Annotated in this window: 27 protein-coding genes, 1 tRNA gene and 1 pseudogene; 11 read left to right on the forward strand and 18 right to left on the reverse strand. The window is 62.2% G+C overall.

Annotated elements, in window-relative coordinates; all coding sequences use genetic code 11:
- Positions 1-20 precede the first annotated feature (20 nt).
- The 8 genes from AC6GQJ_RS06020 to AC6GQJ_RS06055 all read right to left on the reverse strand — a co-directional run bounded on the left by AC6GQJ_RS06020 (position 21) and on the right by AC6GQJ_RS06055 (position 5,303).
- Positions 21-1,208, reverse strand: coding sequence for an FAD-dependent monooxygenase (locus tag AC6GQJ_RS06020; protein WP_500772756.1), 1,188 nt, complete (start codon positions 1,206-1,208; stop codon positions 21-23).
- Entirely contained in the window at positions 1,205-2,323 is a 1,119-nt protein-coding gene (locus AC6GQJ_RS06025) for a CaiB/BaiF CoA transferase family protein (RefSeq protein WP_500772758.1), read from the reverse strand. Before AC6GQJ_RS06025 ends, AC6GQJ_RS06020 begins: the two co-directional genes overlap by 4 nt.
- A gap of 77 nt (positions 2,324-2,400) precedes the next feature.
- Positions 2,401-2,889, reverse strand: a complete 489-nt coding sequence (locus AC6GQJ_RS06030) for a toxin-activating lysine-acyltransferase (protein WP_500772760.1) — start codon at positions 2,887-2,889, stop codon at positions 2,401-2,403.
- Positions 2,890-3,021: 132 nt separating this feature from the next.
- Positions 3,022-3,189: a hypothetical protein gene (locus AC6GQJ_RS06035; protein WP_500772762.1), complete on the reverse strand. Its 168-nt coding sequence runs from the start codon at positions 3,187-3,189 to the stop codon at positions 3,022-3,024.
- A 228-nt stretch (positions 3,190-3,417) separates the two neighbouring features.
- Positions 3,418-3,558, reverse strand: a complete 141-nt coding sequence (locus AC6GQJ_RS06040) for a hypothetical protein (protein ID WP_500772764.1) — start codon at positions 3,556-3,558, stop codon at positions 3,418-3,420.
- A 34-nt stretch (positions 3,559-3,592) separates the two neighbouring features.
- Positions 3,593-3,781, reverse strand: coding sequence for a hypothetical protein (locus AC6GQJ_RS06045; protein ID WP_500772766.1), 189 nt, complete (start codon positions 3,779-3,781; stop codon positions 3,593-3,595).
- A 200-nt stretch (positions 3,782-3,981) separates the two neighbouring features.
- Positions 3,982-4,632 (reverse strand): lipoyl(octanoyl) transferase LipB, encoded by a 651-nt coding sequence (lipB, locus tag AC6GQJ_RS06050; RefSeq protein WP_500772768.1) that lies wholly within the window; start codon positions 4,630-4,632, stop codon positions 3,982-3,984.
- 5 nt (positions 4,633-4,637) lie between these two features.
- On the reverse strand, positions 4,638-5,303 hold the full coding sequence (locus AC6GQJ_RS06055; RefSeq protein WP_500772771.1) for a DsbA family oxidoreductase: 666 nt from the start codon (positions 5,301-5,303) through the stop codon (positions 4,638-4,640).
- 159 nt (positions 5,304-5,462) lie between these two features.
- Here AC6GQJ_RS06055 and AC6GQJ_RS06060 point away from each other — a divergent pair, with 159 nt between their 5' ends.
- The 4 genes from AC6GQJ_RS06060 to AC6GQJ_RS06075 all read left to right on the forward strand — a co-directional run bounded on the left by AC6GQJ_RS06060 (position 5,463) and on the right by AC6GQJ_RS06075 (position 9,786).
- The gene (locus AC6GQJ_RS06060) at positions 5,463-6,791 is read left to right on the forward strand and encodes a peptidoglycan-binding domain-containing protein (protein ID WP_500772773.1); all 1,329 of its coding nucleotides are present in this window, start codon (positions 5,463-5,465) and stop codon (positions 6,789-6,791) included.
- 153 nt (positions 6,792-6,944) lie between these two features.
- Positions 6,945-7,031, forward strand: a tRNA-Leu gene (locus AC6GQJ_RS06065).
- Positions 7,032-7,445: 414 nt separating this feature from the next.
- On the forward strand, positions 7,446-9,113 hold the full coding sequence (gene ctaD, locus AC6GQJ_RS06070) for a cytochrome c oxidase subunit I (protein ID WP_500772775.1): 1,668 nt from the start codon (positions 7,446-7,448) through the stop codon (positions 9,111-9,113).
- Between the two features lie 190 nt (positions 9,114-9,303).
- Entirely contained in the window at positions 9,304-9,786 is a 483-nt protein-coding gene (locus AC6GQJ_RS06075) for a DUF2244 domain-containing protein (RefSeq protein ID WP_500772777.1), read from the forward strand.
- An 86-nt stretch (positions 9,787-9,872) separates the two neighbouring features.
- Here AC6GQJ_RS06075 and AC6GQJ_RS06080 read toward each other — a convergent pair whose 3' ends face one another.
- Positions 9,873-10,334 (reverse strand): GatB/YqeY domain-containing protein, encoded by a 462-nt coding sequence (locus AC6GQJ_RS06080; RefSeq protein WP_500772780.1) that lies wholly within the window; start codon positions 10,332-10,334, stop codon positions 9,873-9,875.
- A gap of 212 nt (positions 10,335-10,546) precedes the next feature.
- On the opposite strand from AC6GQJ_RS06080, the gene carA reads away from it, so the two are divergent.
- The 3 genes and pseudogenes from carA (at position 10,547) to AC6GQJ_RS06095 (ending at position 13,681) form a co-directional block, all read left to right on the forward strand.
- The gene (gene carA / locus AC6GQJ_RS06085) at positions 10,547-11,704 is read left to right on the forward strand and encodes a glutamine-hydrolyzing carbamoyl-phosphate synthase small subunit (protein WP_500772782.1); all 1,158 of its coding nucleotides are present in this window, start codon (positions 10,547-10,549) and stop codon (positions 11,702-11,704) included.
- Positions 11,705-11,801: 97 nt separating this feature from the next.
- A pseudogene (locus tag AC6GQJ_RS06090) lies at positions 11,802-12,818 on the forward strand (cyclic di-GMP-binding domain-containing protein, MshE-related); the annotation flags it as partial.
- Between the two features lie 92 nt (positions 12,819-12,910).
- Positions 12,911-13,681 carry a glycosyltransferase family 2 protein gene (locus AC6GQJ_RS06095; RefSeq protein WP_500772784.1) on the forward strand — a complete coding sequence of 257 codons (771 nt, stop codon included), beginning with the start codon at positions 12,911-12,913 and terminating at the stop codon, positions 13,679-13,681.
- On the opposite strand, the gene AC6GQJ_RS06100 is transcribed toward AC6GQJ_RS06095, so the two are convergent.
- Positions 13,678-14,331: a GntR family transcriptional regulator gene (locus AC6GQJ_RS06100; protein WP_500772786.1), complete on the reverse strand. Its 654-nt coding sequence runs from the start codon at positions 14,329-14,331 to the stop codon at positions 13,678-13,680. The genes AC6GQJ_RS06095 and AC6GQJ_RS06100 overlap by 4 nt on opposite strands.
- 159 nt (positions 14,332-14,490) lie before the next feature.
- Between AC6GQJ_RS06100 and AC6GQJ_RS06105 the strand changes: the two genes are divergently transcribed.
- Entirely contained in the window at positions 14,491-15,138 is a 648-nt protein-coding gene (locus AC6GQJ_RS06105; RefSeq protein WP_500772788.1) for a pyrimidine 5'-nucleotidase, read from the forward strand.
- Between the two features lie 63 nt (positions 15,139-15,201).
- Positions 15,202-16,413: a UbiH/UbiF family hydroxylase gene (locus AC6GQJ_RS06110; protein ID WP_500772790.1), complete on the forward strand. Its 1,212-nt coding sequence runs from the start codon at positions 15,202-15,204 to the stop codon at positions 16,411-16,413.
- Positions 16,414-16,446: 33 nt separating this feature from the next.
- Here the strand turns inward: AC6GQJ_RS06110 and AC6GQJ_RS06115 are convergent, their stop codons facing one another.
- The 3 genes from AC6GQJ_RS06115 to AC6GQJ_RS06125 all read right to left on the reverse strand — a co-directional run bounded on the left by AC6GQJ_RS06115 (position 16,447) and on the right by AC6GQJ_RS06125 (position 18,641).
- Complete coding sequence (locus AC6GQJ_RS06115) at positions 16,447-17,574, reverse strand: aminotransferase class V-fold PLP-dependent enzyme (protein ID WP_500772792.1); 1,128 nt, start codon at positions 17,572-17,574, stop codon at positions 16,447-16,449.
- A gap of 156 nt (positions 17,575-17,730) precedes the next feature.
- Positions 17,731-18,189 (reverse strand): Lrp/AsnC family transcriptional regulator, encoded by a 459-nt coding sequence (locus tag AC6GQJ_RS06120; protein WP_500772794.1) that lies wholly within the window; start codon positions 18,187-18,189, stop codon positions 17,731-17,733.
- On the reverse strand, positions 18,186-18,641 hold the full coding sequence (locus AC6GQJ_RS06125; RefSeq protein ID WP_500772796.1) for an Lrp/AsnC family transcriptional regulator: 456 nt from the start codon (positions 18,639-18,641) through the stop codon (positions 18,186-18,188). The genes AC6GQJ_RS06120 and AC6GQJ_RS06125 overlap by 4 nt, the downstream gene beginning before the upstream one ends.
- Before the next feature lie 130 nt (positions 18,642-18,771).
- On the opposite strand from AC6GQJ_RS06125, the gene ilvC reads away from it, so the two are divergent.
- Positions 18,772-19,794, forward strand: coding sequence for a ketol-acid reductoisomerase (ilvC, locus tag AC6GQJ_RS06130; protein WP_500772798.1), 1,023 nt, complete (start codon positions 18,772-18,774; stop codon positions 19,792-19,794).
- 45 nt (positions 19,795-19,839) lie between these two features.
- Here ilvC and AC6GQJ_RS06135 read toward each other — a convergent pair whose 3' ends face one another.
- Entirely contained in the window at positions 19,840-20,007 is a 168-nt protein-coding gene (locus AC6GQJ_RS06135; RefSeq protein ID WP_500772800.1) for a hypothetical protein, read from the reverse strand.
- 292 nt (positions 20,008-20,299) lie between these two features.
- On the opposite strand from AC6GQJ_RS06135, the gene AC6GQJ_RS06140 reads away from it, so the two are divergent.
- A complete protein-coding gene (locus AC6GQJ_RS06140; RefSeq protein ID WP_500772802.1) occupies positions 20,300-21,226 on the forward strand; it encodes a DMT family transporter in 927 nt (308 codons plus the stop codon).
- A gap of 68 nt (positions 21,227-21,294) precedes the next feature.
- Here the strand turns inward: AC6GQJ_RS06140 and glmM are convergent, their stop codons facing one another.
- The 4 genes from glmM to AC6GQJ_RS06160 all read right to left on the reverse strand — a co-directional run bounded on the left by glmM (position 21,295) and on the right by AC6GQJ_RS06160 (position 25,317).
- Positions 21,295-22,641, reverse strand: coding sequence for a phosphoglucosamine mutase (gene glmM, locus AC6GQJ_RS06145; RefSeq protein WP_500773825.1), 1,347 nt, complete (start codon positions 22,639-22,641; stop codon positions 21,295-21,297).
- A gap of 1 nt (position 22,642) precedes the next feature.
- The gene (gene folP, locus AC6GQJ_RS06150; protein WP_500772804.1) at positions 22,643-23,620 is read right to left on the reverse strand and encodes a dihydropteroate synthase; all 978 of its coding nucleotides are present in this window, start codon (positions 23,618-23,620) and stop codon (positions 22,643-22,645) included.
- A 1-nt stretch (position 23,621) separates the two neighbouring features.
- The gene (locus AC6GQJ_RS06155) at positions 23,622-24,551 is read right to left on the reverse strand and encodes a dihydroneopterin aldolase (protein ID WP_500772806.1); all 930 of its coding nucleotides are present in this window, start codon (positions 24,549-24,551) and stop codon (positions 23,622-23,624) included.
- 124 nt (positions 24,552-24,675) lie between these two features.
- A complete protein-coding gene (locus AC6GQJ_RS06160) occupies positions 24,676-25,317 on the reverse strand; it encodes a cell wall hydrolase (RefSeq protein WP_500772808.1) in 642 nt (213 codons plus the stop codon).
- Positions 25,318-25,351: the final 34 nt, after the last annotated feature.

The following is a 25,351-nucleotide window of genomic DNA, read 5'->3' on the forward strand; positions in this document are numbered from 1 at the left end:
TTGGATGCGCGGCCCTTTTTCTATGCTGCGCCTATCGGGTCATAGCCATAGACCCAGTCCTGCCGCGCATGGAACCTGTCCGGTGCCAGCCGTGCGGCAATGCCCATCGGGCCGTAAAAACACAGCCGCCCTGCCCCGTGTGCGTGGTGGAACAGGTTTGCGTTGCTGGCCGATCCCTTTTGCACCCGCGCCGTGCGGTCGATGCGTTTGGCGTAATAGGCGGCGAAGGCATCCTGCGGCCTGGGGTGGTCGGCAAGGCTGGCGGCGAGGATCCACGCGTCCTCAAGCGCTTGCACCGCGCCTTGCGCCATCGACGGCAGCATCGGGTGCGCCGCGTCGCCCATCAGGGCCACCGTGCCGTCGTGCCAGCGGGGCAGCGGGGCGCGGTCGAACAGCGCCCATTTGTGTAGCACGGGGGCTTGGGCGATGACGGAGGCGATTTCGGGGGCCCAACCGGCGAACAGCGCGCGCGCTTCGTCCTTGTCACCGATGGCGCGCCAGCTTTCGGGCGCGGGCTGCGCCGTTTCGACCATGCCGACAAAGTTGACCACCGCCCCTGCGCGCAGGCGGGTGGTGACAGCGTGCTGTTTATGCCCGACCCAGACGCAGGCCGTGGGGCGCGGCACCGCCCCTACCAGCGCGCCCAGCGGTACAACGGCGCGCCACGCCACATTGCCGGTATAGCGCGGCGAATCCGGCCCCAGCATTTGCGTGCGGATCACCGAATGCAGCCCGTCCGCGCCGATGATGATGTCGCCGCTGGCGCTGCTGCCGTCCTCGAAAGTCAGTTCTGCGGTCTCTGCGCCTTGGGCATAGCCGGTGACTTTGTGGCCGGTGCGGATCGCGTCCGATTGCATGGCCAGCAGGCGGCGTTGCAGGGCGGCAACCAGATCGGCGCGGTGCACATGCATATAGGGCGCGCCCCAGCGGCGGGTGGCATAGCCGCGCATGGGCAGAGAAAACACCTGCCGCCCCGTCAGGCCGATGCGCATTTCGATGGCTTCGGGTTCAAAGACGACGTCGGCCAGATCCTCTGCCACGCCCAGCGCCTGCAAGACGCGCCAGCCATTGGGCGAGATTTGCAGCCCAGCGCCGATTTCGGCCAGTTCGGGGGCCTGTTCGAAAACCTGCACCGACCAGCCGCGCTGGCCCAGCGCGATGGCGGTGGCAAGCCCGCCGATCCCTGCCCCTGCGATCAGCGCCTTCATGTCAGCGCCCCCTGTGCGCGCAGGTCGGCAATGGCGGCGGCATCAAGGCCAAGTTCGGCCAGCACTTCGTCCGTCTGCGCCCCTGCCCCAGCAGGCGCGGGTGGCGCGGGCGCTGGCGTGGCGGAAAAACGCGGCGCGGCGGCGGCCTGTGTGACGCCGTCCACCGTGACATAGGTGCCGCGTGTTTTCAGATGCGGGGTTTGTGCGGCTTCTTCTATCGTCAATACAGGCGAAACGCAGGCGTCGGTGCCGTCATAGATAGCGGCCCACTCATCGCGGCTGCGGCTGGCAAAGATGCGGGCAAAGCGGTCGTGCATCGCGGGCCAGTGTGCGCGGTCGTTCTGGTCCGGCAGTTCGGCATCCTCCAGACCCAGCCCTTTGAGCAGCAGCGCGTAGAATTGCGGCTCAAGCGCGCCGACAGCCACATCGCGCCCGTCCGCGCAGCGATAGCAGCGGTAGAACGGCGCGCCGCCATCCAGCCAGTTGGTACCCGCCTGATTGGTCCACGACCCTTGGGCCATCATCCCGTGGATCAAGCCCATCAGCGCAGGCACACCGTCGACCATCGCGGCATCCACCACCTGCCCGCGCCCCGTGATCTGGCGCGAGATGACAGCGGCGAGCAGACCGTAAAGCAGCATCATTGTGCCGCCCCCGTAATCGGCCACCAAGTTGAGCGGCGGTTTCGGCGGCTCTGTATCGCTGCCCATCATGTGCAGCACGCCCGAGGTGGCGAGGTAGGTCAGGTCATGCCCCGCCGTTTGCGCCAGCGGGCCGGTCTGCCCCCAGCCCGTCATGCGGCCATAGACCAGCGTGTCGGGACATGCGGCGGGACCAAGGCCAAGCCGTTCCATCACGCCGGGGCGGAACCCTTCGATCAGGATGTCGGCGCGGCCAATCAGGGCCAGCGCGGTGTCGCGCCCCCCAGGCGATTTGAGGTTGAGCGCGATGGAGCGTTTGCCGCGCCGGTTCACATCGCTGGGGTCGGCGGGCGCGGTGGCCTTGTCGATCACGGTGACTTGCGCACCCAGATCGGCCAGTAATTGCCCCGCCAGCGGCGCGGGGCCGAGACCTGCAAATTCCACAACCTTCAGACTGTCCAGCGGACCGGCCATATTCCCCCCGACATACGGTATTCCATCAGATGCGATAGGACAGGTTCAAAGGGCCGAACGCAAGGCCGTGACGGCGGTTAGCTTTCGCGTGGAGGCAGGACGCGCACGACTTTCGTGCCCGAATGCGTCAGGCGCACGATGCGGCGTTTCCCCCCACGACCGGGGCGCAGCATGAACGCTTCGGTGTGGTCCTTGAAAACGGTGACCTTGAGGTCGTCGAACAGCAGTTTGAGCGCGCCGCCCTCGGCCACGATGTTCATGAACCACAGGTCCGGACCGCTGCGCCATGCGTCAATGCTCGGCATCACGCCGTAGTCCAGATAGAAATCGGTCGTCTTCTGATCCAAGAACGCCCAGATCAGACCGGCGACGGGTTTGCCCTCGTCATCCTCGTAAAGCGCATAGGTGTTGTTAGTCAGTGCGCCGTGGATCAGCGACATAGCCATATCCATCTGCGTGCGCGAGAACGCGTCGGTAGTGCCGATCAGAAGGGCGAATTTCCCCATTTGGGTAAAGAAAGTGTCGACGCTGCTGTTGGCGTCTACGGCTTTGTGTTTGAGGTTCATCAAGGGGCCTGTCGCTGCGCTATGGGCAGCTTTGTGTATGCAGGGGCGCGCATATCCATGCGGCCTGCGTCGTTGGACTTGGGGGTATGACGGGCCACGGGGGAACCTGTGGCCCGCAAATGGTTTACCGGATCAGGAGGCGGAGACGCGTACCGTGGCGGCAGAGGCGTTACCGACCATGCCTTTCATGCTGACCACGACGACCTGACGCACGTCATCGGCCATACGCCCGTCGATCTTGAAATAGTATTTGAAACTGTTGCTTTGCACAGTGTTGCTGGCGACGACTTCTTTTTTCATGTTCAATCCTTTCAAAATATTGGGCGCAAAAACCAAGGCGCATGCGAATAGTCTGACCGCTTGGCGGTGTTCGATCAAGGATAAAGGTCAACCAAAAGGCATGAGGCATGCGCACCTTTCAACCCCAAGGGGAAAGGTGGGTGTTTTTTGCATGTTATGTGGGGATAAGGATCGCCCCGCGATATCATATCGCGGGGCGGAGTATCTGAAGGTTTCGCCCTAGGGCGTTCAGGCCGCCGAAACGCGCTGTGTCACGCCACTGGCCTTGCCAAGCATGTCCTTCATGCTGACGACGACGCTTTCGCGTGCGTCCTCATCAATCGAGGAGTTGACCTTGAAGTAATATTTGAAGCTGTCTCCGGCTTTCATAATCGCGTCCTTTGTAAATGATTTGGGGTGGTCTTCAGTTGGCCGCAACGCGGACTGCGATGCTTTTCTTGTTGCCAAGCATGTTCGTCATCGACGCGGTGACCGTACGGGCCAGTTCGGTGTCGACCCTGCGTGACGCTTTGTCGAGTTTGTAAAAGATGTCGTCCTCTTTGCGCTTCGCTTCCACGACGAGGTTTTCTTCTGGTTTATAAATAGCTGTCATTAAGTTTTCCCTTCTTGATGTAATGAGCCGTTTTTTCTTGTGGCCCTTGGGTCAACTTTGCGGTTAGCGGGATTAAATCGCAAGTCTTTTGACGCCCCGAGGGGCGTGCAGACAGAGGGTTTGGGGAAAGGGCGGGCAGGTTTTGTTGCGAACCGCACGCGGTGGTTGCACTTGGGGTGCTGCAAGGGTGCGCGCCCTGACTAGCGGGCGAACACCTGATGAAAGGTGGATTTCAGCGCGACATCCACATCATCCATCCCCACCGGCAGGCCCAGATCGACAAGGCTGGTCACGCCGTGATCTTGAATGCCGCAGGGCACGATGCCCGAAAAATGCGACAGGTCCGGTTCGACATTGATCGACAGGCCATGAAAGCTGATCCATTTGCGCAGACGGATGCCGATGGCGGCGATCTTGTCCTCGGCAGGCGATCCATCGGGCGCTGCGGGCTTTTCGGGGCGCGTGACCCAGACGCCGACGCGGCCCTCGCGGATTTCGCCCTTGACGTTGAACGTGTCGAGCGTTGCGATCACCCATGCCTCAAGGTCTTGGACAAAAGCGCGCACATCGCGTCCGCGCGCGCCCACATCCAGCAGCGTATAGGCCACCCGCTGACCAGGACCGTGATAGGTATATTGCCCGCCGCGACGGGTGTCGTAGACCGGAAAGCGGGTCGCATCGACCAGATCGGCAGCCTTGGCCGAAGTGCCCGCCGTATAAAGCGGCGGGTGTTCCACCAGCCAGATGCATTCGCTGGCGGTTCCGGCGGCGATGGCGCTGGCGCGATCCTCCATCCAGCGTTCGGCGTCGCGGTAATCGGTCAGGCCGGGGCTGGTGATCCATTCGACCACGGGCGTCAGGCCGCCTTTTCTTCTTGCGCCACGCGGCGCAGGATTTCGGCGTAGTTGTCCGCCCCCTGCGCGCCTGTGACCAGATATTTGCCCGCGAACACCATGGACGGCACGCCGGAAATCCCCCGCGAGGTCCAGAACTGCTGTTTCTCGCGCACGGTGTCGACGAGCGCGCCTGTATCCAGCACTTCTTGCACGGCGGCGCGGTCGAGGCCGACGCTTTGTGCCACATCCAGCAGCACGGCGTGGTCCGACACATCGCGCTGTTCAGTGAAATAGGCGTTAAACAGCGCCAGTTTCAGCGGGTGTTGCAGCCCTTGGGGCACGGCGAATTCCAGCAACTGGTGCGCGGCAAAACTGTTGAGGATTCGGCTGTCGGGCGTGAAAGCAAAGTCGATGCCCAGCGATTTGCCCGTATTGACCAGATGCGCGCGGTTCTGGGCGGACTGTTCGGCACTCGCGCCATATTTCTCGGCCACGTGTTCGGTCAGGTTCTGGCCCTCGGCGGGCATCTCGGGGTTCAGTTCGAACGGGTGCCACAGGATGCGCGCGCCCATGCCGGTCTGCGCAAGCGCCTGTTCCAACTGGCGGAATCCGACGATGCACCACGGGCACATGATGTCAGATACGATGTCGATCTGAATGACGGCGGCCTCTTGTGACTCTGACATGCCGGTCCTTTCCATATTGGCAAAACGAACCCCCTACATCAGCCCGAATGCCCGCGATTTCAAGCATCCGCGCCCGTCCTGCACAAAGGTAAGGAAATAATGACTTTGAAAATCAGGTTCTGGTGGTAGCCTGACAAGGTATTCTCTGGAGGGTTTTTTATGTTTACCAAGACCATTACCGCCTCGGTTCTGGCGCTTTCAGTCGCCATTGTACCGGCCAGCCGCGTTTCTGCCGACGCAGGCGATTTCGTTGCAGGGGCGATCATCGGCGGCATTGTCGGCCATGCCGCAACCAAGCAGCACCAGCGCAAGCGCGCCACCACGCGCACCTACACCAAAAAGACATACAAGCCGCGCCTGCCCTCGACGCAGGAAGGCCGCGAGATCCAGGCCTCGCTGAACTATTTCGGGTTCAATGCGGGCACGGTGGACGGCCAACTTGGCCAGCGGTCGCGCAATGCGATTTCATCCTATCAGGTCTATATGGGCTATCCCGCCACCGGCACGCTGTCGCCGTTCGAACAGAACCTGCTGATCAGTTCCTATAACCGTGCACAGGCCGGTGGCTATGCAGTCACGCAACAGGTTGCGGGCAATCCCGACGGCACGCGCGGGTTGCTGAAAACCTATCGCGCCGAACTGGCAGGCCAGTCTGCCACCGCAGGCACCACCATCGTCGTCGCACCACAGCAAGCGCCCGCAGGCACCACGACCACCACCACAGTTGTCGCCTCTGCCCCCGCGGCAGCCGCCGCCCCCGCAGCCGGCGCGGCCCTACCCAGCTTCCTTGGCAACGGCGCGGCGCCCTCGCTTGCATCGCATTGCAACACCGTGTCGCTGCTGACCAACACCAATGGCGGCTTTACCACGGCGGCGGCAATGACGGATGCCAATGTGGCGCTGAACGAACAGTTCTGCCTTGCGCGCACCTATGCCATCGCCACGAGCGAAAGCATGATTTCCAAGGTCCAAGGGTTCACGCCCGACCAGATCGCCACCCAGTGCAAACAGTTCGGCCCCGCGATGCAGCCGCATGTGGCCGCGCTGGCGCTGAAAACCCAGCCCGAGGTGGTGCGCGATGTGGCCGGTTTCATCCTGACCACCGGCATGTCGCCCGCGCAACTGAAAGGCACGGCGCAGATCTGCATGGGTGTCGGGTATCGCACGGATGACATGGATGTGGCGCTTGGCTCTGCCCTGATGCTGTTTGCCATGGGCGACCATGTCTATGGCGAGGTGATGGGCCACCACCTTGCCCAAGGGTTCGGCACCTCGAAACGGGTGGATGCGGCCCGCGTGTGGTATGCCGAAGGTCTCAAGGCGATGGACAGCGGCGCGCCTGCGGTCTTCGCCCCGGGTCAGCCGGAGCGGACAGAACTACTGCGCAAGGCATCGCTGAGCCTTGGCACATCGAATTCCGCCGTCACACCCGTGCAGCCGCTGGTCCAGCCCGCGTCCCTGCCCAGCTTTGGCGTCGCGAGCGAGTGATCGCTGCCTGAAAATGCGGTGCGGGCGCAAGTCCGCGCCCCTACCCGACACGACAAGAACCGGAGCGCACAGGCGCTTCGGTTTTTCTTTGGCTTTTCGCTCTTGGCAAGGGCGGCGTTACCCACTAAAGACCCCTTCACCAAGTCAAGGCGTGCGGCCGTGGCGGAATTGGTAGACGCGCAGCGTTGAGGTCGCTGTGAGGTAACACTCGTGCGAGTTCGAGTCTCGCCGGCCGCACCAATTGGCATTGGCCTACCGCCTTCGGCGACGTATCCCCCCAAACATCCTGCACCGCTTCAAATGCTTCCGGCGTTTTTGCGCAGTTGTGCCGACTTCGCCATTCACCTTTGCAGCTTAGTGCACATGCAAGCGGAGCACATCCACGCCCCCATTATCAGTGCCCGATGCGCCGTCCATGGCCCGCATCCGCCAATTTCACGCCTGATTCGCGCCGCCCTGCACCGTAACTTGCCCGAAACAGTTCGCGTGCCCTGCCCGAAAGGTGGTGCAAAACCGCCCCAAGCGCGACAATTCATCCCGACCGGATGTACGTTCTATGATTGAAGCAGCCCCCGCAACTCTCTAAAACACCCGAGACTCCACGCCCCCGAGAGCCCTTGCGCGTGGAAAAACCACTTATTGAGGAGGCACCGCATGGCAGACGCAGCCATTCACGGCCACGAACACGAAGACGAACGCGGGTTCTTTACCCGTTGGTTCATGTCCACAAACCATAAAGATATCGGGATTCTGTACCTGATTGTATCTGCTCTTGTCGGCTTTGTTTCGGTGGCCTTCACCGTTTACATGCGATTGGAGCTGATGGACCCGGGCGTCCAGTACATGTGTGCAGAAGGCGCGCGATTCGTTGCCTCCAGCGAATATTGTACCCCCAACGGCCACCTCTGGAACGTGTTGATCACGGGCCACGGCATCCTGATGATGTTCTTTGTCGTGATTCCGGCGCTGTTTGGCGGTTTCGGCAACTATTTCATGCCATTGCAGATCGGCGCGCCGGACATGGCGTTCCCGCGCATGAACAACCTGTCGTTCTGGCTTTATGTTGCGGGCACCACGTTGGCGATCTGTTCGGTGCTGGCACCGGGCGGTAACGGTCAGCTTGGTTCCGGTGTGGGCTGGGTTCTGTACCCGCCGCTGTCCACCAATGAACAGGGCATGTCGATGGACCTCGCGATCTTCGCGGTGCACGTCTCGGGCGCATCGTCGATCCTTGGCGCGATCAACATGATCACCACCTTCCTGAACATGCGCGCCCCCGGCATGACCATGTTCAAAGTGCCGCTGTTTGCATGGTCGATCTTCGTGACAAGCTGGCTGATCCTGCTGTCTCTGCCTGTTCTGGCGGGCGCGATCACCATGCTGCTGATGGACCGGAACTTCGGTTTCACCTTCTTTGACCCCGCCGGTGGCGGTGATCCGGTGCTGTACCAGCACATCCTGTGGTTCTTTGGTCACCCCGAAGTGTACATCATCATCCTGCCCGGCTTTGGCATCATCAGCCACATCATCGCGACCTTCTCGCGCAAGCCGATCTTCGGTTACCTGCCGATGGTCTGGGCGCTGATCGCCATTGGTGTTCTGGGCTTTGTCGTGTGGGCGCACCACATGTACACCGTGGGTATGTCGCTGAACCAGCAGGCCTACTTCATGCTGGCCACCATGGTCATCGCGGTACCGACAGGGGTCAAGATCTTCTCGTGGATCGCGACCATGTGGGGCGGCTCGGTCGAGTTGAAGACACCGATGCTCTGGGCCTTCGGATTCCTGTTCCTGTTCACCTTGGGTGGCGTAACAGGCATCGTTCTTTCGCAGGCCGCAATCGACCGCTACTACCACGACACGTACTACGTTGTGGCGCACTTCCACTACGTGATGAGCCTTGGTGCCGTGTTCTGTATCTTTGCGGGGATCTACTTCTACTTCCCCAAAATGACAGGGCGCATGTATCCCGAATGGGCCGGCAAACTGCACTTCTGGGCGATGTTCATCGGTGCGAACCTGACCTTCTTCCCACAGCACTTCTTGGGTCGTCAGGGTATGCCACGCCGCTACATCGACTACCCCGAGGCATTTGCCTACTGGAATGAATGGTCGTCGTGGGGTGCGTTCCTCAGCTTTGCATCCTTCATCTTCTTCTTCGGTGTGATGGCCTACTCGCTGCTGAAAGGCGCGCGTGTTACCCAAGCCAACCCTTGGAACGAATATGCGGACACGCTGGAATGGACACTGCCCAGCCCACCACCAGAGCACACGTTCGAAATCCTGCCAAAGCAGGCGGACTGGGACAAAGCGCACCACTAACGCGCCCCCATCCAGACAATCAAAAAAGGCCCCGCGCATCCCGCCCGGGGCCTTTTCATATCCAAGGACACGTGCACAAACCCGCCCCCTTCTTTTCGTCAAAAATACTCCGGGGTCCGGGGCAGCGCCCCGGTCCTGCCCGCGACACCCTGTCCTTAGACATACGGCTGCAGGCGCATATATTCACCACATGCCCTACCGTTGGACCACACCACCCGATCAGCCGAAACAGGAACTCCACCTGTGGCCCCATAACTCCCTGCCGCAAACCGGCATGGCGGCCATTGTGCTGTTCACCTTCACGATGATCCTGATCCCTGCCCTGCCGTTGCTGGGCTCGGTTGTGCTGTGGGGGCTGTTGCCCTTCCTGATGCTGGCGGTCTGGGGCATCTACTTCGCCCTCAGGCGAAACCGCACCGCGCGCCAGATCATTGAGGTGCTGACGCTGGACGACGACCAGACGCAGCTTGTGCGCACCAATCCCAAGGGCGACACGCAGGCATGGGACTGCAACCGCTACTGGACGCAGGTGACGAAATACGAATCCGAAGGCCCCGTGCCCCACTACGTGACGCTCAAGGGCATGGGCCGCGAGGTTGAGATCGGCGCGTTTCTGAGCGAGGAAGAACGGGTCGCCCTCTATGACGATCTGGTCAAGGCACTGCGCCGCTAGGCGTCATACAAAAAAGGCGCGGCAAAACTGCCACGCCTTGAATTCTCGCCTTTAACGGCGGATCATCCCCGCCGCTTACGCCGCGCTTAACCGCAAAGACGGTCCTTGACCATCGGGCCAACCGCGCCGAAATCCATCTGGCCCATATATTTGGCCTTGAGCACGCCCATCACCTTGCCCATGTCGCGGATACTGTCCGCGCCCACTTCGGCGATGGCTTTGTCGACGGCCTCGGCAGCGGCAGCGTCGTCAAGTTGCTGGGGCAGGAATTCCTCGATCACCTTGATCTCGCTCAGCTCGCGCTCGGCCAGATCCAGACGCCCGCCTTCTTCGTAGGTGCGGGCGCTCTCGACGCGCTGCTTGGACATTTTCCCAAGGATGGCAAGCACTTCGCCATCCGGCACACCGTCGTCCTGACCGGCAGCCCGGGCGTCGATATCCTTGTCCTTGATCGCCGCATTGATCAATCGCAGCGTCGAAAGCCGCTCGGCGTCCTTGTCTTTCATCGCCTGTTTCAAGGCGGCAGAAATCCGGGTGCGCATTTCCATATGTGATGTCCATCCCCATGGCCACGTGTTAAGGAACCATTCATAGGGGAAGCGTCAATTTGAGGCAAGCGATGCGACGTCGCGTAACCCTTTGAAAATGCACGATACTACAAATTCGCGATCCGGGTTGACCCTGCCCCGCCTCGGCATTAGTTTCCGCGCAATTTGCCGCTCTGCACCTGAAAACCTGTCTCTTTTGCAAAGGTCTGCCCATGAACACCGCTGCCCCCACCCTGCCGACTGCTTGCCTCGCCCTCGCTGATGGCACCCTGTTTTACGGGACCGGTTTCGGGGCCACGGGTCAGACCGTGGCCGAGCTGTGTTTCAACACGGCGATGACCGGTTATCAGGAGATCATGACCGACCCGTCCTATGCAGGTCAGGTGGTCACCTTTACCTTCCCGCATATCGGCAACACCGGCGTAAACCCCGAAGATGACGAGACGGGCGATCCGGTCGCGCGCGGTATGATCGTCAAATGGATGCCCACGGACCCGTCGAACTGGCGCGCGACCGAAGGGCTGTCGAACTGGCTGGCGGCACGCGGGCGCATCGCCATGGGCGGCGTGGACACGCGGCGTCTGACCCGTGCGATCCGTCAGGCCGGTGCGCCGCATGTGGCCCTTGCCCACAATCCCGACGGCGTTTTTGACACCGACGCGCTGGTTGCGGCGGCGCGGGCCTTTAACGGTCTCGAAGGGCTGGATCTGGCCAAGGATGTGACCTGCGCACAGTCCTATCGCTGGAACGAGATGCGGTGGGCTTGGCCCGAAGGCTACAGCCCGCAGAACGATCCGAAATACAAAGTCGTCGCCATCGACTACGGTGCCAAGCGCAACATCCTGCGCTGCCTTGCCTCGGCAGGCTGCGATGTGACCGTGTTGCCCGCGACGGCCACCGCCGAAGAGGTGCTCGCGCACAATCCCGACGGCGTTTTCCTATCCAACGGTCCGGGCGATCCGGCGGCAACTGGTGCCTATGCAGTGCCGGTGATCCGCGATGTGCTGGCCAAGGATTTGCCCGTCTTTGGCATCTGCCTCGGGCACCAGATACTTGCACTGGCGTTGGGTGCCAAAACGATCAAGATGAACCACGGCCACCACGGGGCCAACCATCCGGTCAAGGACCACACCACCGGCAAGGTCGAGATTACCTCGATGAACCACGGGTTTGCGGTAGATGCGCAAAGCCTGCCCGAAGGGGTCGAGCAAACGCATACCTCGCTGTTTGACGGGTCCAACTGCGGCATCAAGGTCACGGGCAAGCCGGTCTATTCGGTGCAGTACCACCCCGAAGCAAGCCCCGGCCCGCAGGACAGCTATTACCTGTTCGAGCGTTTCGCCGCTGCGATGGAAGAACGCGCGTCCTAAGCGCCGCTCGCGCTGACACATAGGTGGTCAAGGCATCTTAATCCTTGATTAACCATACCTGCGCTAACTGGGGCCGAGCAAAAGGTTCAGCCCCGATATGAGCGATCCGTACCTTCGCCTGACCGCCCCCCAACCCGTTACGCGGTGGAATGGCCCCGTGCTGCCCGTAGGGCGGCAACTGGTTAATGCCGGTCTGATCAGTCAGGTCACGCTGCTTCAGGCGCTGGCCACGCAGCGCGGGATCGACGCCCCGCTGGGCGAGATTCTGGTCGCCTCGGGCCATGTATCGCGCGGGGATGTGCTGGGCGCGCTGGCGATCCAGCACGACGCCGAACAGATAGACCTGACGCGCAACCCGCCCAATCTGTCCATGGCCGGTGCCATGGCCCCTGATATCTGCCAGAAGTTCGGCGTGGTGCCGTGGCGCTGGTTCGGCAACACGCTGCTGGTTGCCACGACACGCCCCGACAGGATGGCCGCGCTGGCGGCAGCCCTGCCGGAAGGCGCGCCAGATATGCTGCCCGTGGTCACGGACCAGCACGGGATCAACCAGCAGATCGGGCGGCTGCACGGGACCGAACTGGCGCGGCGGGCCGTGTGCAAACTGTCCGAGGACATGAGCTGCCGGTCATGGGCGACGCACAAGCCCAACCGCCCTGCGCGCCTTGTGATATTGGGCCTTGTGACGCTTGCGTTGTTGATTGCCTATCCGGCATGGGTGGCGACCGCTGTAATCGGGTGGGCCATTGTGTCGCTTGTGATGACCACCACGCTCAAGGCGCTGGCGCTTGGTGCGCTGATCGCCGACCGAACGGCCTCACGACCCGAAGCGAGTCAAGAGGCTAGCACCACACGCATGCCGAAGATTTCCGTCATGGTGCCGCTGTTCCGCGAGGAACGGATTGCCGAGGCACTGGTCAAACGCCTGTCCAAGCTGACCTATCCCAAGGCACTGCTTGAGGTGGTGCTGGTGCTTGAGGCGAAGGACAAAGTGACCAAAGCGACACTTGCCCGCACCCGCCTGCCCGACTGGATGCGGGTGATCGAAGTGCCGGATGACGGCACGATCACGACCAAGCCGCGGGCGATGAACTATGCGCTGGATTTCTGCGATGGCAGCATCATCGGTATCTGGGACGCCGAGGACGCGCCGGAGACGGACCAGCTTGAAAAGTGGTTCACCATTTTGCGCGGGCGGGGCCGAAAGTGGCCTGTCTGCAAGGTATCCTCGACTTCTACAATTCCCGCCAAAACTGGATGGCGCGCTGTTTCACCATCGAATACGCAAGCTGGTGGCGGCTGGTGTTGCCGGGTGTGGCGCGCTTGGGGCTTGTGCTGCCGTTGGGGGGGACGACCCTGTTTTTCCGCCGCGATATCCTTGAGGAACTGGGCGGCTGGGATGCCCATAACGTGACCGAGGATGCCGATCTGGGCATCCGTCTGGCGCGCAAAGGCTACACCACCGAACTGATCCCCACCGCCACCTATGAAGAGGCCAATTGCCGCCCGTGGCCGTGGGTGAAACAACGCTCGCGCTGGCTCAAGGGCTATCTCATCACCTATTTCGTGCATATGCGCGACCCCAAGGCGCTGCTGCGCGATCTGGGGTTCAAACGCTTCCTTGGCATTCAGGCGATGTTTCTGGCCACCGTGTCGCAATTCGCCGCCCTGCCCCTGCTGTGGAGCTTTTGGCTGCCTGCGTTCGGCCTGCCGCATCCGGTGGTGATGACGCTGGGTTCGGCGGTGGTCTGGCCGCTGGCGGTGTTCTTCATCGCGACCGAACTGTTGAACATCTCCATCGGGATGCTGGCCGTGTCGGACAGGAAACACCGCCATCTGGTGCCATGGGTGCTGACGCTGGTGTGCTATTTCCCGCTGGGTGCAATGGCCAGCTACAAGGCGATTTACGAGTTGCTGACCAATCCGTTCTACTGGGACAAGACACAGCACGGGCATGGCCCGAAGGAAGGAACCTAGCCTTCATCCCGCCGCGCATCGGCGTCCTGTTTCAGGCGGGTCATGAACGCGACCGAGATGTGGTCGCGCAGTGCCTCGCCCGCGCCGTCCTCGTCCTTGGCCTCGATCGCGGCGACGATCTTGTTATGTTCGGACTGGGCGATCTGCATACGCCCGACCGCCGCCAGCGACGTGGTCGCCATCAGCGCCATGGTCCGGTGCACGAGGTCAAGCTGCTGCACCAGATAGCGGTTGTGCGAGGCCAGATGGATCTGCTTGTGAAACCGCCGGTTGGCCCGTGACAGCGCGGCAGGATCCCCGATCAGCGCGTTATCTTCCTCGACCATTTCGCGCAGGATGCGGACCTCTTCCGGTGTGGCGTGGCGGGCGGCAAGGGCGGCAGCCAGCCCTTCCAGTTCGCGGCGCACGACATAAAGCTCGGACATCTGGTTATGGTCCAGCGAGGCGACGATCAGACTGCGCCCGTCGCGTGCTAGCAGGGATTGCGTTTCAAGCCGCTGCAACGCCTCGCGCACGGGGGTGCGAGACACGCCAAACCGCTCGGCCAGTTCGCTTTCCACCAGCCGGTCACCGGGGCGGTAGGTGCCGATATCTATGGCTTCGAGGATCAGCGAATAGGCATCGGTGCTGGGCGGGCGGGCTGGGGGCATGAATTTGTGTCACATATCAGGAATTTAGTGCACTTTACGGGGTGCCACTTGCTGCGCGCAACCCTCTTGGCGCCTGTGCGCGCGCCGTTGGTCCCCCCAAGCCCGCGCGCAGGGGCATTTGTGTTGCACGCCTGCGCGCTGCGGCCTAATCATCGCGCCATGCCTGCCGCTGATTTCTCCCACGTGCGTGATTGGGTCTTTGACCTTGATAACACGCTTTATCACCCCTCTGCCCGCCTGTTCGACCAGATCGAGGTGCGCATGACCGCCTATGTGATGGCGGCCCTTGGCGTCACCAGTGCTGAGGCCGACCGCCTGCGCCTGCATTACTGGCGCACCCATGGCACGACGCTGGCGGGATTGATGCGCGAACATGACCTTGATCCCGATCCCTATCTTGTGGATGTCCACGACATTTCCTTTGACGGGCTGACCCCTGATCCCGCACTCGCGGCACGCATCCGCGCCTTGCCCGGACGGCGGATCGTCTATACCAACGGTTCGGCCCCTTATGCCGAACGTGTGCTGGCCGCGCGCGGGCTGACCGGCGTGTTTGACGCGATTTACGGGGTGGAACATGCGGGATACCTGCCCAAACCCGAACGCGCGGCCTTTGATCAGGTGTTCCTGCGCGACGGGCTCACCCCCGCCAAAGGTGCCATGTTCGAGGATGACCCCCGCAATCTGAGCGTGCCACATGCCTTGGGGATGAAGACGGTGCTGGTGGCCCCCGACCCCGTCGAAGGCGATCACATCCATTACCACACCGACGATCTGAGCGGGTTTCTGTCGCGCCTCACGGGGTAGGACAGGATGCCGCCTTGGCTTGGGCCGCAACAGGCTTAGGTTAGGCGGCAAGAGAGGCACAAGATGACCGATATCACCACTTGCGACGTTCTGATTTCCGGCGGCGGGATCGCGGGCCTGACCGCGGCGGCGGCCTTTGGCACGGCGGGGTTTCACGTCATCTGCGTGGATCCGACGCCCCCCGTCACCGACCGCGACGAGGCGGGTGCCGACATGCGCACCACCGCCATGCTGCAACCGGCGCGCACCCTGCTGGAACAAGCCGGACTGTGGCAGGCGCTGGAACCGCACGCCACCGCGCTTGAGGTGATGCGCATCGTCGACGCAGGCGGCCCCGAAGCCGCCGCGCGCGAGATCAAATCCTTTCGCGCCAGCGACGTGTCCGACCTGCCCTTCGGGTGGAACCTACCGAACTGGCGACTGCGGCGCGAGATGGTGGCGCGGCTTGATGCGCTCGACATGGTCGATTTCCGCCCTGGTGTTGGCACGCGCAGCCTGTTGGGCCGCACGGCCGAGGCCCGCGTGGGCCTCAGCGACGGTAGCCGCATCTCGGCACGGCTGGTGATCGCCGCCGACGGGCGCAATTCGCCCATGCGGCAGGCGGCTGGCATCGGTGTTACAACAAAACGCTACGGTCAAAAGGCGCTGGCCTTTGCCGTCACCCACCCGATCCCCCATGAAAACATCTCGACCGAGGTGCATCGCACAGGCGGCCCGTTCACGCTGGTGCCTCTGCCCGATCACGATGGCATGCCGTCTTCTGCCGTGGTGTGGATGGACGAAGGGCCCGCCAGCATGGCGCGCATGGAACTGGATACCGCCGCCTTCGAGGCCGAGATGACCGAGCGCAGTTGCCAGATGCTTGGCCCGCTGACGCTGGCCTCGCCCCGTTCGATCTGGCCGATCATCAGCCAATATGCCGACCGCATGTCTGCCACACGGCTGGCACTGATCGCCGAGGCCGCCCATGTGGTGCCGCCCATCGGCGCGCAGGGCCTGAACATGAGCCTTGCCGACACTGCCACCCTGCTGGATTTTGCCACGGCGCGGCCCGACGGTCTGGGCGATGCGGACATGCTGGATGCCTATCACAAGGCGCGGTTTGGCGACATCCGCATGCGGGTCACGGGGATCGACCTGCTGAACAGGGCCAGTCAGGCCACGTCGCCCTTTGCCCGCGATGCGCGCGCCTTTGGCCTCAACGCGCTTTACGAGGTCACGCCGGTGCGCAAATCCCTGATGGAACTGGGCCTTGGCACACAGCGCGCGCGGTAAGAAAAAGGCGGGCTTTGCGCCCGCCCTGTTGCCTTAGAACACCTGATTAACAACCCGCGCCAGACGAGCCAAGGTGCCATCCACATCATACAGCTTGTCCAGACCGAACAGGCCGATGCGGAAGGTGCGGAAATCGTCCGGTTCGTCACATTGCAGCGGCACACCGGCGGCGATCTGCATACCATGGGCGGCAAAGCGTTTGCCGCTCTGCACCTCGGGGTCGCTGGTATAACACACCACCACACCCGGCGCGCCAAAGCCTTCCGCGGCCACCGAGGTGACGCCCCTGTCGGCCATCATCTTGCGCACCCCGTCGCCAAGCGCCCACTGTGCCTCTTTCAAACGGGCAAAGCCGTGTTCCTTGGTCTCGCGCATCGTGTCACGGAAATCGCGCAGCGCGTCCGTGGGCATGGTCGCGTGATAAGCATGGCCGCCGTTTTCATAGGCCTGCATGATCTGGTGCCATTTCTTGAGGTCGATGGCATAGCTGTCCGATGTGGTCTCCTCCAGACGCGCCACGGCACGCTCGGACAACATCACAAGACCTGCACAGGGCGACGCGCTCCACACCTTTTGCGGGGCCGAGATCAGCACATCGACGCCCGAGGCGCGCATATCCACCCACGCACAGCCCGACGCGATACAGTCCAGCACCATCAGCGCGCCAACCTCGTGCGCGGCTGCGGCCATGGCGGTGATATAGTCATCGGGCAGGATCACGCCCGCGCTGGTTTCCACATGCGGTGCGAACACGACATCGGGTTTCTGGGTGCGGATCGCCTCGACCACCTCGTCGATAGGGGCGGGTGTAAAGGGTGACGGGCTGGCATTGCCGGTCTGGCGCGCTTTCAGCACGGTAGTCGACGCGGTCAGATCGCCCATCTCGAAAATCTGCGACCAGCGGTAGGAAAACCAGCCGTTGCGTACGACCAGAACATTGGCGTTGCGCCCGAACTGGCGGGCCACCGCCTCCATCCCGAAGGTGCCGCCACCGGGCACGACGACAACCGCGTCAGCGGCGTATACCTCTTTCAACATGGACGAGATGTCGTTCATCACGCCCTGGAACACGGCGCTCATGTGGTTCAGCGAGCGGTCGGTGAAGACCACGGAAAACTCTTCAAGACCTGTGGGGTCCACGGTGTCTAGCAATGCAGGCATGTGTTTCTCCTTTTCGTCTTGCACATATAGCGGCGCAGGGGCCACGACGAGGCCGCGCTGACGCTTCTTTGGGCAAGACGGACGGGGGCGTGACGCGCATCGGAACAGATTTGCCATCATCGGCACATCGCGGTCAGCTTTTGGCGTCAAACGCCCCTAACCCAAAGGTCCGGGCCTGCGCTCCTCGCTCAGCAATACGTTGGCCTCGACCTCTCCGGCGCCGGGTAGGGTCATGATTCGCCGCCGCAGCACACGTTCGAAATCCGGCAGGTCACGCGCCACGATGCGCAGGCGGTAGTCATAAAGGCCCAGAACGTGTTCCACCGTCTGCACCTCTGGAATGGCACTGACGGCCCGTTCAAAATCCTCAAGGCTGACACGGCCCTTGGTGGCCAGCTTCACCCCCAGAAACACGGTCACCCCAAAACCCAAAGCCTCGGCATCCAGCACCAGCCGCTGGCCACTGACAATGCCCGCATCGCGCAAACGCCGGATGCGTCGCCACGCGGCAGGCTGGGACAACCCGCAGGCACGGCCAATCGCACCCGCCCCCTGCCCGGCATCCTGCGCCAGCAGTTTCAGGATCGCAAAATCGGTATCGTCCAGTGCACTCATAGCGGCAGCGCCAGATCGCTTTTGATCCGCGCCACGTGCATCAACGCTTCGATATCAGCGATATGCGGCAGGCTCAGGATGCGCTTGCGATAGATATGCTGGTAATGCGGCATATCCCGCGCAATAACGGACAGGCGCACGTCCACACGGCCCAGAAAGGTCTGGATTTCAATCACTTCGGGCACTTCGCGGGCCTTGGCGATGAAATCCTCGAACGCATTGGACTGCGCCTTTTCCAGCGTCACCCGCAAGGACACCTCAACCGCATAACCAAGGCGCGCCCAGTCGATCACCGCTGCCACGCCTTTCACCACACCCGCCTCACGCAGTTTGGCCTGACGGCGTGCCAGTTGCCCCGTTGTGACACGGGCGCGGGCTGCCAGTTCGGCAGGGGCCAGGCTCGGGTCGGCCTGCCATTGGCGCAATATGCGTCGGTCCAGATCATCAAGCATGATTTACTCACTTAACTCTCAATACACGAATGATCCAACCTTCTTTTCGTCAAAAATACTCAAAATACAACGCTGACGACAGCCGCGAACGTGCATATAAGGCGGTCAGACACAAACCAAAGGAAATGACATGCGCGTATATTACGACCGCGATTGCGACATCAACCTGATCAAAGACATGAAAGTGGCCATTCTGGGCTACGGTTCGCAAGGTCACGCCCACGCGCTGAACCTGCGCGATTCCGGCGCGAAAAACGTCGTTGTCGCCCTGCGCGAAGGCTCCGCTTCCATCGCCAAGGCCGAAGGCGAAGGCCTCAAGACCATGGGCATCGCAGAAGCTGCCGCATGGGCCGACCTGATCATGTTCACAATGCCCGACGAACTGCAGGCCGAAACCTACAAGAAATACGTCCACGACAACATCCGCCCCGGTGCGGCGATCGCCTTTGCCCACGGCCTGAACGTGCACTTCGGCCTGATCGAGCCCAAAGAAGGCGTGGACGTCGTGATGATGGCCCCCAAAGGCCCAGGTCACACCGTGCGCGGCGAATATGTCAAAGGCGGCGGCGTGCCCTGCCTCGTGGCCGTTGACAAGGATGCCTCCGGCAAAGCGCTGGAAATCGGCCTGTCCTATTGCTCCGCCATCGGCGGCGGTCGCTCCGGCATCATCGAAACCAACTTCCGCGAAGAATGCGAAACCGACCTGTTCGGCGAACAGGCAGTTCTGTGCGGCGGTCTGGTTGAACTGATCCGCATGGGCTTTGAGACACTGGTCGAAGCAGGCTATGCGCCTGAGATGGCCTATTTCGAATGCCTGCACGAAGTGAAACTGATCGTGGACCTGATCTATGAAGGCGGCATCGCCAACATGAACTACTCGATCTCGAACACAGCGGAATACGGCGAATATGTCTCCGGCCCACGCGTCCTGCCCTACGACGAGACTAAGGCACGGATGAAAGGCATCCTGACAGACATCCAGACCGGTAAATTCGTGCGTGACTTCATGTCCGAAAATCAGGTTGGTCAGCCGTTCTTCAAAGGCACGCGCCGCATGAACGACGCGCACCAGATCGAAGAAACCGGTGAAAAACTGCGCGCCATGATGCCTTGGATCTCTGCCGGCAAAATGGTCGACAAGTCCAAAAACTAATTGAAAATCAAAAGGGTGCGGCAGGTTTCTGTCGCACCTTTTTTCTTATGCGCTTGCGTCGGGGCCGGAATGGTTGTCGCGCGCATAAGGTGACATGGGGGCAAAATCGTCGTCCCCGCGCGGCTCGGTCTTGTGACGGCTCAGCAGGTCAAAGCCGACAAATCCAAGCAGCGATGTCAGTCCCAGAATTACGATGATGTAGGTGGCATCCATTGTCGTTCTCCGTTTCCAGATCCTGTAGACAAGACGCCCGACGCCCCCGATTGGTTCCCGTGTTTGTGAACGCCACCGCACTGTTTTATCTTGCAAGGTACCGCGCGCGCGTCCTGCGGGGTCAACCTGCGGACCACGCCGGAATCGGACGCAAAGCCAAAGCGTTACGCGCCTTTCCTCTCCGCGACAGCTTTCGCGCCCTGAATTACCTGTTTGCACAATCCGCAAATTTCATCCTCAAAGAAGCACGCAGATGGCCCGCATCGGTTGCCAGCGCGACCGGAGGCCCGCCATGACGCAAAACCCGAACATCACGTGGACCAGTTGGCTGATGGTGGCCACGCTCGGCCTGACTTGGGGTGGCACGTTCATCGTCACCGAACTGGCGCTTGAGGGGATGACACCTTTCTGGTTGGCGGCGTTCCGCATCTGCTTTGGCGCGCTGCTGATGGTGCCGGTCTGGCAATGGCGCGGCGGCAGTTTGTTCGACAGCCCGCCCCCAGCCAGCGCCAAAGTGGCCGTACTGGCCATCGGCGGGTTCAGCACCGCTATCCCCTTCATGTTGCTGGCATGGGGTCAGCAATATGTGACGGGCGGCTTTGCAGGCGTCTCCATGGCCTCCGTCGCGCTGATCGTGCTTCCGCTCGCACATTTCCTTGTCCCGGGGGAGCGTTTGACCCTGCGCCGCACCATCGGCTTTCTGATCGGTTTCGCGGGTGTCTGCGTGTTGATTGGCGGGCAGGCCTTTGCCAGCACGGGTGCCGCGTTCGAGACCGCAGGGCGCATGGCCTGTGTCGGTGCCGCCTGCTGTTACGGGATCAGTTCGGTTCTGATGCGGCGTTTGCCGCCCGTCGACCCGATCGGCCTGTCCACTGTTCTGCTGATCATCGCGGCCTGCATCACGGTGCCCATGGCGCTGATGGTCGAAGGGCTTCCGCCCCTGCCCACTGGGCAAACCCTTGTGGTGATTGCCTTTCTCGGCCTTGTGCCAACGGCGGCGGCGAACATGCTGCGGGTGCTTGTCATCCGCTCGGCAGGGCCGGTGTTCATGTCCCTGACCAACTATCAGGTGCCGCTGTGGTCGGTGTTCATGGGCGCGCTGTTTCTGGGCGAACCGCTACCGCCAAGCCTGTTGCTGGCGATGATACTGATCCTTGCGGGCGTCGGCCTCAGCCAGTTCGGCGCGCTGCGTCGGCTGTTCGGCGGCGCGGCGTCTTAGGGGCCGCCCCGCGCATCGGCGGGACAGGCTTTTTTTAGATTTTTGACGTTAGGCGGGCTAGGCGCCGATCACTCGGCCACCGCAGCCTCGACCGCAGACACGACGTGGTCAACGCTGGCTTGCAAGATGCCCTCATCCTCGGATTCCGCCATAACGCGGATCAAGGGTTCGGTGCCCGATTTGCGGATCAGCAAGCGCCCGTTACCTTCCAACTGCGCCTCGGCCTCTGCAATGGCGGTCTGGACCGCAGGAATGTCCAGCGGGGTCTGACCGGCGCCAAAGCGCACGTTCTTCAGCAGTTGCGGCACAGGGTCAAAGACATGCATGACCTCGCTCGCCCGTTTGCCGGTTTCGACCATAGCCGCGAGGAACTGCAAGCCCGCCATCAAACCGTCGCCCGTGGTGGCATAATCGGTCATCACGATATGGCCCGACTGTTCGCCGCCAAGGTTGAAACCACCGGCGCGCATCCGTTCGACCACATAGCGGTCGCCGACGGCGGTGCGTTCCAGCCCAACGCCCTTGCCTTGCAAAAACCGTTCCAGCCCGAGGTTGGACATGACCGTGGCCACCAGTGCCCCACCTTCTAGACGGTCCTGTTCGGCCCAGCGTGCGGCCATCAGGCCCATAAACTGGTCGCCGTCCCCGACGCGCCCTTTTTCATCCAGAAGGATCACGCGGTCCGCATCGCCATCAAGGCAAATGCCCACATCCGCGCCATGGGCCACGACGGCCTCGGCTGCGGTCTGCGGGTGCATCGAACCACAGTCGAGGTTGATGTTCTTGCCGTTGGGCGAGGTGCCGATAGGAATGACCGTTGCGCCCAGTTCCCACAACGCCTCTGGGGCGACGCGGTGCGCGGCCCCGTTGGCGCAGTCCACAACGACCTTCAGCCCGTCCAGACGCATCTGGCGGGGAAAGGTGGATTTGACCCGCTCGACATAGCGGAACCGCCCGTCGTCGATCCGCTTGGCGCGCCCGATATCCTCGGCGGGCACCGGATCGACACCGCGTGCGATGATATCCTCGATCTCCGCCTCCGCGGCGTCGCTCAGCTTGAAACCGTCGGGGCCGAAAAACTTGATGCCGTTATCGCAGGCAGGGTTGTGGCTGGCCGAGATCATGACGCCGAGATCGGCGCGCATCGACCGCGTCAGCAGCCCCACCGCAGGGGTCGGCACGGGGCCAAGCAGCAGAACATTCATGCCCGTACTGGTCAGTCCGGCGGTCAGCGCGTTTTCGAACATATAGCCCGACAGGCGCGTATCCTTGCCGATAACAACACGATGGACCGCCTCGGTATCGCGGCGGAAATAACGGCCCACGGCCGCACCGATCCGCAACGCCATATTGGCGGTCATGGGTGACATATTGGCAGTGCCGCGCACGCCATCGGTACCAAATAACTTGCTCATATCAGCCGTGTGCCACACTGGCACGCCATAGCGCAATGGCTTGTGCATGGTCGGCCACGTCATGTGCGCGGATGATTGCGACCCCTTGGCCAAGGGCCGCCAAGGCAACCGCAATGGACCCCGGCGCGCGGGCTGTCGCCTCGGGCGCGTTGCCGATCGTGCCGATAAACCGCTTGCGCGACACGCCCAGCAAGACCGGAACCCCAAGGCTGTGAAACAGGCTAAGGCGGTTCAGCAGGGCAAGGTTATGCTCAAGCGTTTTGCCAAAACCGATGCCCGGATCGGCGGTGATGCGGCTGCGCGGGATGCCTTGGGCGATCAGCGCGTCGATTTGCTGTGCTAGCATGTCATAGACATCCAGCAGAACGTCGTCATAGCGCGGATCGTTCTGCATCGTCTGTGGATCGCCCTTGGCGTGCATCACACATACGGGAGCGTCCAGACGCGCGCACAACGGCGCAAGATCCGCATCAAAGGTAAATCCCGACACGTCGTTCACGATGTCCGCACCCGCCGCGAGCGCCGCCGCTGCAACGTCGGCCTTGCGCGTATCAATCGAGATCGGCGTGCGCAGGCCCGCGTCGCGCAACGCCTTGATGACGGGGGCGGTGCGCGCGATCTCTTCCTCGATCGGGACCAGCACCGCACCGGGGCGGGTGGATTCACCGCCTATGTCGATAATGTCGGCCCCTTGGCGCACAAGTTCTTGCGCGCGTTCAACGGCTTGCGTCAGCGAATTGAAGGCCCCGCCATCGGAAAAGCTGTCCGGCGTGGTATTCAGGATGCCCATGATGCGCGGCGCGTCCATGGGGGCGGTCAGGCGGGCGCGTTCGTCACTGGTCAGCTCGGTCGCGGGGGCGACGACGGGCAGTGCGCTGCGCGACAGAACCTCAATATGGGAGAACCAGCACCAGCCCAAGCGCAACGCGCCTTCGGGCACGGCAGGGCCGACTTGGAGGATCGGGCGGACATAGCGCATGTCAGATCACCGCTTGGGTCACAGGGATGGTGCGCAGCGCCACGGGGGCGTCACGCGGCCCTTCCCCGCCGATCACCAGCAGTTCCTGTGCATCCATCAGCGCCGCAAACCACGACGCCAGCGCCACCGCATCCGCCCCCTTGGCGGACGGGCCATCGACCGCGTCCAGCACAATCTTGGACGGTGCCCAGATACAAATCTGTCCGTTGCGCATGGCCCAGTCGAGTTCGGTGCGCGTTTGCACCACCTTGCAGCGTCCGTCGCGGGCGGCGAGCACCCAAGCGTTCTGTTCAATCGCCAGCAGATCAATGCGGCGCTGCGCCAGCGGGTGTGCGGCACGCGGGGCGGCGCAACTGGCCGGCCCAACGCAAAAGATCAACGGACGACCCGACGCCTCAAGCTGGTCGATCCACGCGCCCAGATGGGGGGCTTCAATCGCCTCGTTCGACAGGAACACCAGTTCGGGGTGCAGCGTTTCAGAGGCGCGCGCGTCCTCGGCCACGGCGCGTACCTGCCCCGCACTGCGCACGATTTCGACGCCAAGCGCGCCATTGCCACGGTCGAGCTTCTCGATGCGCACAAAGACACGGATCGCCTGCGGTTCGGTCAAAATCCGGTCCGCCACACGCTCGGCCAAGGTTTCAAGCAGGTTCAACCGTTCGGCAGACAGCTCGTAAGCTATTGCCTCGGTCACTTTGTCATAGCTGAGGATGCGGTCGACATCATCGTCGATGGGGCCCGTCAGGGGGCGTACTTCGACCACGATGTTGCAGCAGATGCGCTGTGTCACACCGCGTTCGGCCTGAAAGGCACCGATTTCCACATCCACAATGTGGTCGCGCACCGAAATCCGGTCCAGCGGCGTGTCAGGTGCGGTCGCTTCGGAACGTTCCGAAGGATGGGAAAACGCAAGGCGGATTTCAGAGGCCATGGCACCTGCCTTTGTGGTCGGCTTTAACTTTACGCCGCCCTTCTAGCCTTGCCACGGCAAAGAGGACAGGGCCAAACACGCCCTGCCCGCAGCCGAAAACGTCACGGCCCGCAATTGCCGCCCCTTAGTTGGAGGCAGAGCGGTAGGTGTGACGATAGAACAGATGCACGCCGATTGCGGCGGTTTTGGTGTACACGCGGCTCCACTTCGGGCGCACGGCGGTGGTGTGGTAATGGGTGGCACCGGAAGTCAGCGCAGGTGCGCGACCGTCGATCACCGCGCGGGCCACTTTGCCGACTTGGGCATAGGCCTCGGGTTCGCTGATCACCTCGGGGGCGCCGTCACATGTGTATGTGAACTGGCACTGGTATTTGCGCCCCGTGCCCTGATGGATCACGCCGCAGATATTGTCGGGGAAGCGCGTGCTTTTCACACGGTTCAGGATCACCTCGGCCACTGCAAACTGCCCTTTGACCGTTTCACCGCGCGCTTCGAAATACAGCGCTTGGGTCAGGCATTTCCAGGCTGCGTTACCGCTTGCCTTGGGTTGTGCGCGCAGCCAGCTGCGGGAATAGGCTACGTCGCCGGATGTTTCTGGTTCGACCACCATGCTGGCCAGTTGTACTTTGGGAACGGCGCTCAGCCCGCGCGCTTCTGCGCTGCGCAGTGCGTTGGAAACCCCGTTTTTGTCTGCTTCTGCGGATGCTACGGATGCAGTCGCAAGTAAGATCAGCGTCAGATACGCCGCTATGAAATTGACACGCATGTCAAACCTATGAGTAATTTTTGATTTGCCGCGT

It is taken from the genome of Tateyamaria sp. 7Alg 36, from assembly GCF_059882455.1.

Bases quoted from the DNA above. Each gene is read 5' to 3' on its own strand.
- AC6GQJ_RS06020 (WP_500772756.1), bottom strand. From the start codon at position 1,208: ATGAAGGCGCTGATCGCAGGGGCAGGGATCGGCGGGCTTGCCACCGCC.
- AC6GQJ_RS06025 (WP_500772758.1), bottom strand. From the start codon at position 2,323: ATGGCCGGTCCGCTGGACAGTCTGAAGGTTGTGGAATTTGCAGGTCTC.
- AC6GQJ_RS06030 (WP_500772760.1), bottom strand. From the start codon at position 2,889: ATGAACCTCAAACACAAAGCCGTAGACGCCAACAGCAGCGTCGACACT.
- AC6GQJ_RS06035 (WP_500772762.1), bottom strand. From the start codon at position 3,189: ATGAAAAAAGAAGTCGTCGCCAGCAACACTGTGCAAAGCAACAGTTTC.
- AC6GQJ_RS06040 (WP_500772764.1), bottom strand. From the start codon at position 3,558: ATGAAAGCCGGAGACAGCTTCAAATATTACTTCAAGGTCAACTCCTCG.
- AC6GQJ_RS06045 (WP_500772766.1), bottom strand. From the start codon at position 3,781: ATGACAGCTATTTATAAACCAGAAGAAAACCTCGTCGTGGAAGCGAAG.
- AC6GQJ_RS06055 (WP_500772771.1), bottom strand. From the start codon at position 5,303: ATGTCAGAGTCACAAGAGGCCGCCGTCATTCAGATCGACATCGTATCT.
- AC6GQJ_RS06060 (WP_500772773.1), top strand. From the start codon at position 5,463: ATGTTTACCAAGACCATTACCGCCTCGGTTCTGGCGCTTTCAGTCGCC.
- ctaD (WP_500772775.1), top strand. From the start codon at position 7,446: ATGGCAGACGCAGCCATTCACGGCCACGAACACGAAGACGAACGCGGG.
- AC6GQJ_RS06075 (WP_500772777.1), top strand. From the start codon at position 9,304: ATGCCCTACCGTTGGACCACACCACCCGATCAGCCGAAACAGGAACTC.
- AC6GQJ_RS06080 (WP_500772780.1), bottom strand. From the start codon at position 10,334: ATGGAAATGCGCACCCGGATTTCTGCCGCCTTGAAACAGGCGATGAAA.
- carA (WP_500772782.1), top strand. From the start codon at position 10,547: ATGAACACCGCTGCCCCCACCCTGCCGACTGCTTGCCTCGCCCTCGCT.
- AC6GQJ_RS06100 (WP_500772786.1), bottom strand. From the start codon at position 14,331: ATGCCCCCAGCCCGCCCGCCCAGCACCGATGCCTATTCGCTGATCCTC.
- AC6GQJ_RS06105 (WP_500772788.1), top strand. From the start codon at position 14,491: ATGCCTGCCGCTGATTTCTCCCACGTGCGTGATTGGGTCTTTGACCTT.
- AC6GQJ_RS06110 (WP_500772790.1), top strand. From the start codon at position 15,202: ATGACCGATATCACCACTTGCGACGTTCTGATTTCCGGCGGCGGGATC.
- AC6GQJ_RS06115 (WP_500772792.1), bottom strand. From the start codon at position 17,574: ATGCCTGCATTGCTAGACACCGTGGACCCCACAGGTCTTGAAGAGTTT.
- AC6GQJ_RS06120 (WP_500772794.1), bottom strand. From the start codon at position 18,189: ATGAGTGCACTGGACGATACCGATTTTGCGATCCTGAAACTGCTGGCG.
- AC6GQJ_RS06125 (WP_500772796.1), bottom strand. From the start codon at position 18,641: ATGCTTGATGATCTGGACCGACGCATATTGCGCCAATGGCAGGCCGAC.
- ilvC (WP_500772798.1), top strand. From the start codon at position 18,772: ATGCGCGTATATTACGACCGCGATTGCGACATCAACCTGATCAAAGAC.
- AC6GQJ_RS06135 (WP_500772800.1), bottom strand. From the start codon at position 20,007: ATGGATGCCACCTACATCATCGTAATTCTGGGACTGACATCGCTGCTT.
- AC6GQJ_RS06140 (WP_500772802.1), top strand. From the start codon at position 20,300: ATGACGCAAAACCCGAACATCACGTGGACCAGTTGGCTGATGGTGGCC.
- glmM (WP_500773825.1), bottom strand. From the start codon at position 22,641: ATGAGCAAGTTATTTGGTACCGATGGCGTGCGCGGCACTGCCAATATG.
- folP (WP_500772804.1), bottom strand. From the start codon at position 23,620: ATGCGCTATGTCCGCCCGATCCTCCAAGTCGGCCCTGCCGTGCCCGAA.
- AC6GQJ_RS06155 (WP_500772806.1), bottom strand. From the start codon at position 24,551: ATGGCCTCTGAAATCCGCCTTGCGTTTTCCCATCCTTCGGAACGTTCC.
- AC6GQJ_RS06160 (WP_500772808.1), bottom strand. From the start codon at position 25,317: ATGCGTGTCAATTTCATAGCGGCGTATCTGACGCTGATCTTACTTGCG.